The following is an 11,857-nucleotide window of genomic DNA, read 5'->3' on the forward strand; positions in this document are numbered from 1 at the left end:
CGAAGATTCGTTGACGGAAGACACCTTTGACCCGAAGCGGCGGCCACGACGCCTGCAGATGGCTCTGATCAGAGATTTGGCAGCCACGTGGCAGTTGCAGGAAAGAGGATGATCAAGCCGAGAACGACTAAAGACCACAACACGAAAGGCACGATCTGCCTGATGATGGCCCCCATAGGTTCGCGCCCGACAGCCGATGTGACGAAGAGCAGTAGCCCGATGGGCGGGGTTTGCAAACCGATCATTAGGTTAACCACTACCATGATGGCGAAGTGGGTCGGGTCAAGATGGAGTTCGGCTGCAATCGGAAGAAGCGTGGGAACAAACAGGATCATTGCTGGCAGCGGCTCGAGAATCTTCCCAACCAGAAGCAGCAGCACATTGATCATCAGCACCACTACGAGCGGGTCAGAGGACAGCGCAAATACCAAACCCCGCACGCCATCCGCAAGACGCCCCTCGGCCATCAGCCAACTGAACGGGCCTGCTGCCGCAAGCAGGAAAAGAATGGTCGCTGACGTCTTTCCGGACGCCAACAGCAACCTCCAGATCTCGCGCCGCCCCAGCTCCTTGTAGATGAACCAGCCGACGAGGCCTGCATAGACAGTCACTACAGCAGCGGCTTCGGTGTCAGTCACTACTCCCATCCGAATCCCGCCGATCACCATGACCGGCATGGCAAGGGCCCAAGAGGCAAGCCGAGTTGCCTTGAGACGCTCTGGCCAGGTGGACTTGGCCTTCGACGGGTAGCCATGTCGCCCCGCAACAAAGCGGCAGATCACCATGTACCCACCTGCGAGAAGAAGGCCGGGAACGATGCCGCCCATGAATATCTTGATGATCGAGTGATTTGCGATCACCGCGTAGATCACCATCGGAATGGAAGGCGGGATGATCGGGCCCAGCATCGCGGCGGCGGCTATCACAGCACCTGGATAGCCCTCCTTGTAGCCCTCTTTCTTCATCTCCGGGATCAATGCAGAACCGACGGCGGTCGCGTCGGCCACCGCAGACCCCGAGATGCCGGACATGATCAGATTGGTCGTCACCGCCACTTGTGACAGCGCACCTTTGAAGTGCCCAACGAATGCCATGGACCATTCAATGAGGCGCCGAGTGACGCCGCCGGCATTCATGAGCTCTCCGGCCAGAATGAACAGAGGGATGGAAAGAAGCGCGGCGCTGTCCACGCCCGTCAGCATGGTGAGCGGCAGCATGGCCGCGTCGCCCAAGGGATCTGCACGCATGGCGAATCCGACGACACTTGCCGCGATCATGGCAAACGCGACGTCCATGCCCAGCAAGAGCAGCACCAAGAACACGATGATGATGATTCCTAGCATGACGAATCCATTTTCCGTGCTCCCGCGAGCATTTCTGAAAGGCGCACGACGCAGGTCATGGCGATGGTCAAGGTACCAAGCAGCAACACGCTATAGGGAAGGGCATTCGTGAAAGGAGTCCCCATGATTTGTTGGAAGCCGGCAACTTCAAGCACCGCCCACCCCTTCCAGTGCAACAGCACGCAAATCAGGAGGATGGCGGTCTCATAAAGCGCATCGCGCACTCTCCTGACCACAGGCGGAAGTCGCTTGGCGAACAGATCGATGCGCAGGTTTTCTCCTGCGGCGTACGCCAGAGACATCCCCGTGAACACAACCCAGACAAGCCCCACCTTGGCGAGCTGGTCATGAGCGTCGAAACTCGTCTTAAGCGTGTATCTGTCTGCTGCCTGCGCAAAGCAGAAGAAGACCAGGGCGATCATGCCTGCCAGCAGCATCGCGGCGTTGATTCGCAGGAGGACGGCTTCGGACAGTGCGAGGAGCCGACGAATACCGCTGGGGCGTCCCGCAGCAACTTCACCCAAGGGGAGCGCGCTCCTCATGCTCAATCCGCCTTGCGGATCTGTTCAACCAGGCCGGCCGGCCACAGCTTGCCTTCATAGGGCTTATGCGCGTCCTTGAGCGCGGCGCGAAAAGCAGCTCGATCCGGTACCGTGTAGGTTCCACCAGCGGCCTTGATTGTCTCGATCGATTCAGCGTCGAGCTTCTTAGTTTCGCTGGTCGTCACTTCTCCGCCGGCCCGTGCAGCCTTCACGATTGCGACTCGCTCTGCGTCGCTGAGGCTCTTCCATAGCCGCTCCGACATGAACCATCCTGTGAGCTCGTAGGCGTGATCGGTGGCGGACCAGTGCTTCGCGGCTTCGTGGAATTTCAGTGGCATCGAGAGGTCGAAACCATTGTCCTGCCCTTCAACGGTACCGCGCGAGAGCGCGGTATAGATATCAAGCATCCCCATGGGGGTCACCTGAACGCCGAGCGTCTCGAAGGTAGCCTTGAGCATCTCGATCGGCGGAACGCGCAGGCGCATGCCCTTCAGATCGGTTGGTTTCGAGATCGGGCCTTTGATAGTCTGCACCGCACGCGCGGAGCGCTGACCGAAAGCGCCAACGACGCGGACTCCGGTTTTCGCGGCCGTGTCGGAATAGATCTTTTTGAACTCGTCGTTGTTGAGAATCTGCTCGGCCTGCCCGGCGCTCTTGAACAGATAGGGCGTGTAGAGCACATTGAGCGTCTCGGCTCCCCTCAATTGCGTGATCGCGGCCAGCCCGAAGTATCCCATCTCCACCGTACCCAACTGCATTGACGAATACATCTGGAGGATGTCGCCCAACTGACCGTCAGTGAACACCTGCACCTTGATCTGCCCGTTGGACTCCCTCTCTGCTACCTCCGCAAAGCGCAACATCGCCTTGTGCCATGGGCTGTTGTGCGCCGAGATCGTTCCGATGCGAATGCGGCGCTCTGCATGGACTGGCAGAGCGGCCACAGCCGTGAGCACGGCAGCGGCAACGAGCTTGAGAATGGTTCTCTTCATGATGTCTCCTACTTGTAATGCTGGGCGGACGCTCACCACTTCCAGTGCACCGGCGGCGCGCCGGCTACTGGAGAGCGGAATGCGGCAAGTTGGCTGCCGCTGACGGAACCGATAAAGGCGGTGCGCAGATCCGGTCCGCCGAAGGCGATGCTGGTGACGTTTGGCAGGACACGCGCGGGATTCGTGTAAAGCAGGGACCGATCCAACGATCCGTCGCGGACAGCTGAGCGGATCCGCTCCATGTGTTCGGGGTCACTGTCTTCCGCCACTTTGTGCCAAGCGCCATCGGGCAGAATGCGGATGATCTTGTTGGCGGCAATGCCTGTGACCCAGAGACCGCCGTCCGCGTCCAGCGTGATCCCGTCTGGCAACGTATCCTCGTCGAACTGCACGAACACCTCTCTGCCGGAGAGGCTGCCGTCCGCGGCGAGTGCGTACCTGACGACGCGGTGCGAGAAGGTCTCATTGATCACCATCCACTGACCATCAAGCGAGATGCGGCATTCATTTGGTGTGTGAAGGCCACTGGCTACGATTCGCATGCTTTCCGGACGGTCAACGGAATCGGCGACCGCGATGAAGCCGTCGCCGATGTCGGCACGAAATCGGTTGCGGCCGGCGCCTGGATGCGACCGGTACATGACAGTGATCCACACTCTTTCTGCGTCGTCGAGCCAGACGAAGTTGACCGCCGGGAGGCGTTCACCCGCAATTTCAAGCAACCACGGCGAACGTGTGCCGTCTTCGTGGAGTCGCCAAACACCGCCTTCGATCCCCAAGTTGGCAACCAGCAGGCTGCGATCCCGAAGCAAGGCGATGCCGTTGGGCATAAAGTCCGTGTCCTCTCGACGTGCCACGCATGCAATGGATGTCTGCTCGCCATTCGGATCGATGCGCACAACGCCGCCGCGCCAGTCGGAACAATAGCGGCGGCCGTCGCTCGTGGTGAGCACGCATTCGGGGCGCAGCAGGTCGCGTCCGATGAAACTGACTTGGTCCAGCGCCAACTGGAATGACTTGGGCATGTCTCTTGTCTCCTAGATTCTGTTCTTCGCCCCCCGCAGGGGGATGGAAGCTCGGGCCGTATCATCGAAGCCTCCTCCTCCTTCCTCCAAGTGACCTTTCCAGGCCTACCCCCTCACCAAAGGTGATGCCCATGCGCCATATCGACTCCACGTCTGCGCGGATCTTCGTTTCGGTCATTGAGGAAGGCAGCATCGCCAAGGCTGCCTCCAGGGAAAGCATCGTTCCCTCGGCGGTTAGCAAACGGCTCGCTGAGCTTGAGGCAAGCTTGGGTGTGCTGCTCGTGGAGCGCGGCTCCCACGGCGTTCGTGCGACTCCCGCCGGCGAAGCCTTGGTCTATCACGCTCGCATGGTGCTGCAGGCTCTAGACCGCCTGCACGAAGAGATGGGAGAGTACCGAGAAGGCGTGCGCGGCCATATACGCGTTCGTGCAAGTGCCTCGGCCCTCTCTGCCGGTTTGACCGCTGAAATTGAGGCCTTCCTACGAGACAATCCACAGATCAAGATCGATTTGGAGGAACAGGAGACCCCACGAATCCTCCAGGAGGTGGCGGAGGGTAAGGCGGACGTCGGCGTAGGTCCCGATTTCTTCCGGAATGATGCGCTCCAGTTCCTGCCGTACCGGAGGTACCAACTGGGAGTGGCAGCGCCCGGCAACCACCCCCTCTCCTCGCTAGAGCAGGTCGCCTTTCAGGAGACGCTCCAATACGATCAGGTCGAACAGAGCGCCAGCAGCGCGGTGTCCCAAATGCTCGATTACGCCGCACGCCAAGCTTCACATGTGAAGCGCACGCGGATTCGGGTGAGAGGGTTCGAGAGTGTGTGCCGCATGATCAGCGCGGGCATGGGAGTCGGTGTTGTGCCCTCCTTCTTGGAGCCTCTTTACAAGGAGCTCTATGACCTGAAGTTCGTTCCATTGACTGATCCATGGGCGAGCCCGATGGTCTGCGTCATCTTGCGGGATAGGGAGACGTTGACAAGCGCAGCGCGATTCTTTGTCAATCGACTTCTTTCTTCTGCCGAAGGCCCGACGGACAAGTGTCGGACGATCAGCTCCAAGCCTTCTCGCTGAGAACGTCTTTGGTCGAGCAATATCGACATCGGGCTGTATCTCTTACCGTGTGCTTGTGCACATCGGCAAATGGCCGATCATCTGATCATCTTTGGCCGCGGCACCATTGATGGCCGTTCTGGTACTTCAAGGTGCTCAACTAGGCCAGCGCCGCTTTGCTCAGCAAGATCACCTGTGGCCGCTTTGACACCACAAAGTGCATGCCGCAGCAGCAGCGCGGGCATGCGTATTTCACTCGCTCGTCGCAGATCAGGATCTATGAGCCACCCAGTTTCCCTATCTAGAGGAGCGCCTCTACATGGATTTTCCGAGCTAAGTGATCAGGAGCTGCAATGCTATTTGCTGGATTAATGGCGACATCGCCTTTTGCGTGAGCGTCGCTGTGCGCCGCGAGCTCGTCGCCATCACCAACTTGCTATGCAGACGGGGAACACTGATTGGCCTTGTCACGAAAGCCTGCGGGCGCGCGGCGGTGGCGACGGCGTTGAGCGGCAAGATCGCACTGCCCGCACCGTCTTCGACCAAATCGAGAATCGCTGCAACCCCATCAATCTCCAAAGCCACCTGCGGTCGGCAGCCCAGGGAGGCCATCTCGTTTTCCACGAGCATCCGGATTGCATTGGGCCGGCTTGGGATCACGAGCGGCAGACCGGCCACTTCGCGCAGCGGAATCGCCCTCGCTTTCGCCAAGGGCACCGCCTTTCCGCTCCTGCGCTGTACGACGAAGAGCTGCTCTTCGAGCAAAGGAGTGAGCTCCACTTCCGGCGTCGCGCCCGCGTTGTACAGCAGTGCGATATCAAGCTGCCCCGTCACGAGCGACTCATACAGCGCCACCGACAGGCTCTCCCTGACAGACAGCGATGCCTCAGGCATGCGCTTTCGAACTTCGCGTATGAGCGGAACAGTCAGTACCTTCGCTACGCTGGGCGGCAGGCCGATTACAACCTGCCCGGCGAGGGCGCCGCGCACGCGCCCCAGTTCCTCGCGTGCACGCTCGACCTGATGAAGAATGCCTCGCCCGTGCTCGAGCAGTAGCCGGCCGGCCTCGGTAGGCACGGCACCCCTTCCGTTGCGGGTCAGCAGGGTCTGGCGCAGTTCCACCTCGAGCAACCGGACCTGACGGCTGAGTGCGGGCTGGGCAATGTCCAGTGCGAGGGACGCGCGAGTAAAGCTGCCCAGCTCAGCCACACGAACAAAGTAGTCCAGTTGGCGAAGGTCCATGAATCGCAGTGTAGCGACAACAGGCGCTGAGGTATAGCAGATTGCTCTAACTGAAAGTACGCGCGGCGGCTTCCTGCGCGATGCGGCGCGAAGCAGAATTGCGCATGAGATTGATCAAGGGAATTTCGTCCATGGCCACTCGCCTGGTACTTGGCGACCTGGCCGAGGCGTATGGGCATCGTTCAGGCTGCGCTGTGGAAATCGAATCAGTGGGCGGTCTCGACGCAGCCCGCCGGGTCGAGGCTGGCGAGCCATTCGACGTCGTCTTCCTGGCCTCCAATGCGATCGACAAACTCGTCGCGTCGGGGCAAGTGGTCAGAGGCAGCAAGGTTGATCTTGTCCATTCGGACGTCGCCATCGCCGTGCGAGCTGGCTCGCCGAGGCCGGATATTGCTTCCGAGGATGCCGTGCGCCGCGCGGTACTAGAGGCCAGAACGATCGGCTATTCCACTGGGCCGAGCGGCGTGGCGCTGACAAGACTTTTCGAGCGCTGGGGGATCGCCTCAGAGATTGCGCCACGCATCGTGCAGGCGCCGCCGGGCGTTCCGGTGGGCGAACTGGTCGCACGTGGCGAAGTGGCACTCGGCTTCCAACAGTTGAGCGAACTGATGCATGTCGATGGCATCGACGTTGTCGGCCGATTGCCCCGCGCCATCCAGGTCACGACCACTTTTTCCGGGGGCCTTTGCTCCGCGTCGTCGCACGGCGAGGAAGTACACCGCTTGCTCGACTTCATGGGTTCAAGTGCCGCCGCTGAAGTGAAGCGCCGTCACGGCTTGGAGCCGACCAATATCACAAGAGGAACATCATGATCATCGATTGCCACGGCCACTACACCACCGCTCCCAAGTCGCTAGAGGCATGGCGCAACAAGCAGATTGCGGGTATCAAGGATCCGTCATTGATGCCGATGGCGTCGGACCTGAAAATCAGCGACGACGAACTGCGCGAGTCCATCGAGAACAATCAGCTGCGCCTTATGAAAGAGCGGGGCAGCGACATCACCTTGTTCTCGCCGCGCGCGAGCTTCATGGCCCATCACATCGGCGACTTCAATGTGTCGTCGACCTGGGCGGCCATCTGCAACGAACTCTGCTTTCGCGTCAGCACGCTGTTCCCAGACAGCTTCGTCCCGGTCGCCATGCTGCCGCAGTCGCCTGGCGTGGATCCCAAAACGTGCATTCCGGAGCTCGATAGGTGCGTCAAGGAGTATGGCAACGTTGGCATCAACTTGAATCCTGATCCTTCCGGTGGTCACTGGACCTCGCCGCCACTCTCGGACAAGTATTGGTACCCCATCTACGAGAAGATGGTCGAGTACGACATGCCGGCGATGATTCATGTCAGCACCAGCTGCAACCCGTGCTTTCACACCACCGGCGCACACTACCTGAACGCGGATACGACTGCTTTCATGCAGTGCCTGACCTCCGACCTGTTCAAGGATTTCCCGACACTTCGCTTTCTGATTCCGCATGGCGGCGGCGCTGTTCCGTATCACTGGGGGCGCTTCCGCGGCCTCGCCCAGGAGTTGAAGAAGCCACTCCTGTCCGAACACCTGCTGAACAACATCTACTTCGACACCTGCGTGTATCACCAGCCCGGCATCGACCTGCTCAACACCGTCATCCCGGTGAAGAACGTACTGTTCGCCTCCGAAATGATCGGCGCCGTCCGCGGTATCGATCCGGAGACGGGCCACTACTACGACGACACCAGACGCTATATCGAGGCCTCGAAGATCCTGAGCGACGAAGACAGGCATCTGATCTACGAGGGCAACGCGCGGCGACTGTTCCCGCGGCTCGATGCCCTGTTGAAGGCGAAAGGACTCTGAACATGACCACACTGGGAATCGTCAAACGCCATATCGTTCGCGCCGACCGTGGTGCCATCGATACGCTGGGGCGCGTCGGGTCGGCCACTTCGCACGAAGCCATGGGCAGGGTCGGACTCATGAAGCCCTATTTGCGGCCCATATATCCTGGCGCGCAGGTCGCCGGCTCGGCCGTAACAGTGCTGCTGCATCCCGGAGACAACTGGATGATGCATGTGGTTGCCGAACAGATCCAGCCTGGAGACATCGTCGTGGCCGCGGTCACCGCTGACTGCTCCGACGGCTATTTCGGTGATCTGCTCGCGACCTCGTTCATGGCGCGCGGCGCGGTCGCGCTGGTCATCGACGCGGGTTGTCGCGACATCAAGACGCTGAAGGAAATGGGCTTCCCGGTTTGGAGCAAGGCGATCAGCGCCAAGGGGACCATCAAGGCCACGCTCGGCTCGGTCAACATTCCGGTCGTTTGCGCAGGCGCACTCGTCAATCCCGGTGACGTGATCGTTGCGGATGACGATGGCGTGACCGTGGTTCCCGCGGAACGAGCCGCAAAGACCGCCGAAGCGGCTGCAGCTCGCGAAGCGCTGGAGGGCGAGAAACGCGCCAGGCTGGCCGCGGGTGTGCTGGGCCTGGACATGTACAACATGCGAGAGCCGCTAGAGAAGGCCGGCCTCAAGTACATCGACTGAGTGCCGCTGCTAGGGGTCTAGGGGTCGGGCGTTGCAGGTAGAGCAATCGGCGGCGCCACAAGTTTGCTCAGGAACATCTCGGCCACCATCGCTTCGTTGCCGCCAGAGAAATCGGCGCTGTGCGGCGTCACTATGACATCTGAGCGGTCCCACAGCGAAGACCTGGGTGACCAACGGCCGAAGGCGATCAGCCGGAGCTTCAGGGCGCCGTCAGCAAGGGTCTTGTGCAGCATGTCGATCAGGGGAGGTATCCTCGTGGCGTGAGGACCGTAGGCACTGCGGCGTTCAAGCGAAACGCTGCGCCTGGTCACGGGCCGTCATTTCTTGTGAAGCGTGCCGCTCAGCAGGATCAGTGGCAGCGTCCCGAGCCTCGCTAGGCGTACTCGTGGCCCAGCCGGCAGGCCCGGCGGACCGGCGGCACCGATCACGTAGATCCGCTCGCTCAGCAGCAGGGTCGCACCCCAGCGTCGCACTGCTACGTGGAAAGCTCGCCCCCAAGCCGACTGATCTGCCGGCTTAGGGCCGCAGTCGCCAACTCCAGTTCGAGCGCTGCCCGGCCCATGCTGCCGAGCTCGCATACCTTGACGAAGTAGCGCAGTTACCCAATTTCCATGGTCGCTATCCAAAATCGGGATGCAGCGTGAATGCTCAACTCCACGCTACTCAAAGCCTGAGAGCCTACGGTTGTGGGCTGTAGACCCGCAGCGTCGCGCACCGCCCAAGCCGATGATGCAGCCAGTATCCACCCACGTGACGCAGCTACGCAGATGCTGAAGCCATCAAGAAGCTGCGCGAACTGCAAGTGCCGGATCGCGAACCTGCCCAAGCAACAGGCAGCCGTTCGTTGCACAGATAGCGATCTTCCTTGCGGTCGAGAACCTGAAAGCCTCGGCCAAGGCTAGTTCACTTGGGGCCAATAGAGGCGCGTGGGGTTGTCGACCAGCAGCTTCCTCTGCAGTTCGGCCGTCGGCGCGATGTGCGGAATGAAATCCACCAGCAGACCGTCGTCAGGCATATGGTCTTTCAGGTTCGGATGCGGCCAGTCGGTGCCCCACAGGACGCGATCGGGGAACAACTCGACGATGCGGCGCGCGAACGGCACCACATCGCGATAAGCGGCATGTTCGCCGTCGCGGGCTGCCGGTCCAGTGACGGACAGACGTTCTGGGCAACTCACCTTAGCCCACACGTTGGCATGCTCGCTCATGAACCTGATAAATAGCTTGAATTCGGGACCGTCGACCGGTTTGCTCACGTCGGGACGTCCCAAGTGGTCGACCACCACCGTGGTCGGCAGGCTGGTGAAGAAGTCCCACAACTCAGGCAGGTCCACCGCCTCGAAATAGATCACCACGTGCCAGCCCAGCTGGTGAATTCGAGCCGCAATCTCCATCAATTCGTCCTTCGGCGTGAAGTCCACCAATCGCTTGACGAAGTTGAATCGCACGGCGCGAACGCCGGCGGTGTGCAGCGCCTGGAGTTCCTCGTCGCTCACGTCGCGCTTGACAGTGGCCACGCCCCTGGCGCGCCCGCCGGAGGCATGGAGTGCATCCACCAGCGCGCGATTGTCCGCGCCGTGGCATGTAGCCTGCACGATCACATTGCGCTCGAACCCCAAGTGATCGCGCAGGGTGAACAGCTGTTCCTTCGACGCATCGCAGGGCGTGTACTTGCGCTCCGGCGCATAGGGGAACTGCGCCCCCGGGCCAAACACGTGGCAGTGGGCGTCAACGCTGCCGGGCGGTAGCTTGAACTTGGGCTTTGTCGGACCGGAGTACCAATCCAGCCAGCCGGGAGACTTAGCGAACGCAGTCATGGTGTACCTCTCCAGCGATTTCTTTAGAAAGCATGTCTGATCCCGAAGTCATACCCGGTTGACCTGCTCGGTGCGTAGCCCGAAATCCCTGCCCCTGTGGAGAGGTAGGCCACGGAGCCTCCCGTGATAGCCCCCATGATGGCCGGATTGTTCTGACCATTCTTCACGCGGATACGTGCCGCTGTTGCGTAGAGGGCTGTTCGCTTGGAGAGGTTGTACTCGTACCCGATGGCGAGTTTGTTGACCGAAGCGTCTCGACGGGGTGTGAACGACGTGGCCAGCGAACCCGGATCGTTGTCGAACTTGACGCGCGAGTACGACGCCTTGATAAGACCTGCGCCAACAGGCACCGTCACCCCGAAGAGCCCACCGGTGTACTTGTCGTTTTCGCGAGCGGTGGGCAGCCCGAAGACGGGAGCGGTCGATGTCGATCTGCTCCGGTCCTTCACCTGCGAAAGCTCGCCGAAGATCTTGAGAACATCGAAGTTGTACGACGCACCAAGACTCATCGTCTTGATCTTCTCGTTGAGATGGACCCCCGTGGAAAGGCCCGCGGCATTCAAGACCGCGCCGTCGGCAGCGGTACTTTCCGCATACGCCAGCGCCACGTCCAACGGACCCGAAGCGTAGCCAATCCGGCCTGCGACGGACCGCCCTTTCGTGCTCGGGCTGTCGGGCAAGTTGCTCTGGCGGGTGTTTTCGTGCAGGGCATATTGGAACTGGCCATAAACGCCGCCGAGCGTCGGAGGCAGGAAGTACCCGATGCTGTTGTTGGTGCGCAGGTAGTTGTCCGACGCGGCCAGCGTCGATCCGGGTCCCTTGACCGTCTGAAGGTTGGCACCCACGGTCGACACGACGTTGGCACCGACGCCAACCGTGGTGAAGGGACTGAAAATCGTATCGTTCCAGAAGGTCGGTGTGTAGTCACGGCCCAGACGTATCTCACCGAAGGGTCCCGAGAAACTCACGGTCGATCGCCGGTTGAAGGCGAATGCGCCACCAGGGCCGCCGCCAAGACCCGAATCGTTCACCACGGCGCCTTCGAGCCAGAAGCCGGATGACAAACCACCACCCAGGTCCTCGGTGCCCCGGAATCCCAGCCGGCTGTTCGAAATCCCGCTGTTGGACAAAGCCGTCTGGCTTCGCGTTATTGCCGGCCCGAGGGCGGAAGGCAGAACCGGACGATTGGTGTTGTTGTAAAAATCGCTCCTGGAGCTGTAGTGGCTGACGCCTGCGTCCAGGACACCAAAAAGCGTGACGGATGACTGAGCGGTTGCTGCGGTGGCGAAAGACAGCATGCCCGTCAGAAGCGTGGACTTTTTCAT

The 11,857-nt window shown here is 60.8% G+C and carries 12 protein-coding genes and 1 pseudogene; 4 read left to right on the plus strand and 9 right to left on the minus strand.

All coding sequences use genetic code 11. The features are described from left to right. Positions 1–68 precede the first annotated feature (68 nt). Genes AC07OX_RS05085 through AC07OX_RS05100 form a run of 4 tightly spaced genes read right to left on the minus strand, consistent with a single transcriptional unit; the run spans position 69 to position 3,902 of the window. Positions 69–1,343: a TRAP transporter large permease gene (locus AC07OX_RS05085; RefSeq protein WP_495260118.1), complete on the minus strand. Its 1,275-nt coding sequence runs from the start codon at positions 1,341–1,343 to the stop codon at positions 69–71. After that, complete coding sequence (locus tag AC07OX_RS05090) at positions 1,337–1,867, minus strand: TRAP transporter small permease (protein ID WP_495260119.1); 531 nt, start codon at positions 1,865–1,867, stop codon at positions 1,337–1,339. The genes AC07OX_RS05085 and AC07OX_RS05090 overlap by 7 nt, the downstream gene beginning before the upstream one ends. 20 nt (positions 1,868–1,887) lie before the next feature. Then, positions 1,888–2,877 carry a TRAP transporter substrate-binding protein gene (locus tag AC07OX_RS05095; RefSeq protein ID WP_495260120.1) on the minus strand — a complete coding sequence of 330 codons (990 nt, stop codon included), beginning with the start codon at positions 2,875–2,877 and terminating at the stop codon, positions 1,888–1,890. Positions 2,878–2,909: 32 nt separating this feature from the next. Next, a complete protein-coding gene (locus AC07OX_RS05100) occupies positions 2,910–3,902 on the minus strand; it encodes an SMP-30/gluconolactonase/LRE family protein (RefSeq protein WP_495260121.1) in 993 nt (330 codons plus the stop codon). 131 nt (positions 3,903–4,033) lie between these two features. On the opposite strand from AC07OX_RS05100, the gene AC07OX_RS05105 reads away from it, so the two are divergent. Continuing rightward, positions 4,034–4,972 (plus strand): LysR family transcriptional regulator, encoded by a 939-nt coding sequence (locus AC07OX_RS05105; protein WP_495260122.1) that lies wholly within the window; start codon positions 4,034–4,036, stop codon positions 4,970–4,972. 312 nt (positions 4,973–5,284) lie between these two features. Here the strand turns inward: AC07OX_RS05105 and AC07OX_RS05110 are convergent, their stop codons facing one another. Beyond that, positions 5,285–6,193 (minus strand): LysR substrate-binding domain-containing protein, encoded by a 909-nt coding sequence (locus AC07OX_RS05110; RefSeq protein ID WP_495260123.1) that lies wholly within the window; start codon positions 6,191–6,193, stop codon positions 5,285–5,287. 104 nt (positions 6,194–6,297) lie between these two features. On the opposite strand from AC07OX_RS05110, the gene AC07OX_RS05115 reads away from it, so the two are divergent. From AC07OX_RS05115 to ligK, 3 genes are read left to right on the plus strand one after another with little or no spacing between them, the layout of a single operon-like run. Further along, on the plus strand, positions 6,298–7,005 hold the full coding sequence (locus AC07OX_RS05115; protein WP_495260124.1) for a substrate-binding domain-containing protein: 708 nt from the start codon (positions 6,298–6,300) through the stop codon (positions 7,003–7,005). Continuing rightward, a complete protein-coding gene (locus AC07OX_RS05120; RefSeq protein WP_495260125.1) occupies positions 7,002–8,030 on the plus strand; it encodes an amidohydrolase family protein in 1,029 nt (342 codons plus the stop codon). Before AC07OX_RS05115 ends, AC07OX_RS05120 begins: the two co-directional genes overlap by 4 nt. 2 nt (positions 8,031–8,032) lie before the next feature. Continuing rightward, a complete protein-coding gene (gene ligK, locus AC07OX_RS05125; RefSeq protein ID WP_495260126.1) occupies positions 8,033–8,716 on the plus strand; it encodes a 4-carboxy-4-hydroxy-2-oxoadipate aldolase/oxaloacetate decarboxylase in 684 nt (227 codons plus the stop codon). A gap of 17 nt (positions 8,717–8,733) precedes the next feature. Here the strand turns inward: ligK and AC07OX_RS05130 are convergent, their stop codons facing one another. The 4 genes and pseudogenes from AC07OX_RS05130 to AC07OX_RS05145 form a co-directional block, all read right to left on the minus strand. Then, positions 8,734–8,949 (minus strand): hypothetical protein, encoded by a 216-nt coding sequence (locus tag AC07OX_RS05130; protein WP_495260127.1) that lies wholly within the window; start codon positions 8,947–8,949, stop codon positions 8,734–8,736. Between the two features lie 245 nt (positions 8,950–9,194). Next, a pseudogene (locus AC07OX_RS05135) lies at positions 9,195–9,278 on the minus strand (hypothetical protein); the annotation flags it as partial. A gap of 336 nt (positions 9,279–9,614) precedes the next feature. Then, positions 9,615–10,532, minus strand: coding sequence for an amidohydrolase family protein (locus AC07OX_RS05140; protein ID WP_495260128.1), 918 nt, complete (start codon positions 10,530–10,532; stop codon positions 9,615–9,617). Between the two features lie 23 nt (positions 10,533–10,555). After that, the gene (locus AC07OX_RS05145) at positions 10,556–11,857 is read right to left on the minus strand and encodes a porin (protein WP_495260129.1); all 1,302 of its coding nucleotides are present in this window, start codon (positions 11,855–11,857) and stop codon (positions 10,556–10,558) included.

This window comes from Variovorax sp. GW821-FHT09D07, assembly GCF_059416345.1.

Excerpts from the sequence above, each read along its gene's own strand:
- AC07OX_RS05100 (WP_495260121.1), bottom strand. The coding sequence starts at position 3,902 with ATGCCCAAGTCATTCCAGTTGGCGCTGGACCAAGTCAGTTTCATCGGA.
- AC07OX_RS05145 (WP_495260129.1), bottom strand. The coding sequence starts at position 11,857 with ATGAAAAAGTCCACGCTTCTGACGGGCATGCTGTCTTTCGCCACCGCA.
- ligK (WP_495260126.1), top strand. The coding sequence starts at position 8,033 with ATGACCACACTGGGAATCGTCAAACGCCATATCGTTCGCGCCGACCGT.
- AC07OX_RS05130 (WP_495260127.1), bottom strand. The coding sequence starts at position 8,949 with ATGCTGCACAAGACCCTTGCTGACGGCGCCCTGAAGCTCCGGCTGATC.
- AC07OX_RS05110 (WP_495260123.1), bottom strand. The coding sequence starts at position 6,193 with ATGGACCTTCGCCAACTGGACTACTTTGTTCGTGTGGCTGAGCTGGGC.
- AC07OX_RS05120 (WP_495260125.1), top strand. The coding sequence starts at position 7,002 with ATGATCATCGATTGCCACGGCCACTACACCACCGCTCCCAAGTCGCTA.
- AC07OX_RS05105 (WP_495260122.1), top strand. The coding sequence starts at position 4,034 with ATGCGCCATATCGACTCCACGTCTGCGCGGATCTTCGTTTCGGTCATT.
- AC07OX_RS05140 (WP_495260128.1), bottom strand. The coding sequence starts at position 10,532 with ATGACTGCGTTCGCTAAGTCTCCCGGCTGGCTGGATTGGTACTCCGGT.
- AC07OX_RS05115 (WP_495260124.1), top strand. The coding sequence starts at position 6,298 with ATGAGATTGATCAAGGGAATTTCGTCCATGGCCACTCGCCTGGTACTT.
- AC07OX_RS05095 (WP_495260120.1), bottom strand. The coding sequence starts at position 2,877 with ATGAAGAGAACCATTCTCAAGCTCGTTGCCGCTGCCGTGCTCACGGCT.
- AC07OX_RS05085 (WP_495260118.1), bottom strand. The coding sequence starts at position 1,343 with ATGCTAGGAATCATCATCATCGTGTTCTTGGTGCTGCTCTTGCTGGGC.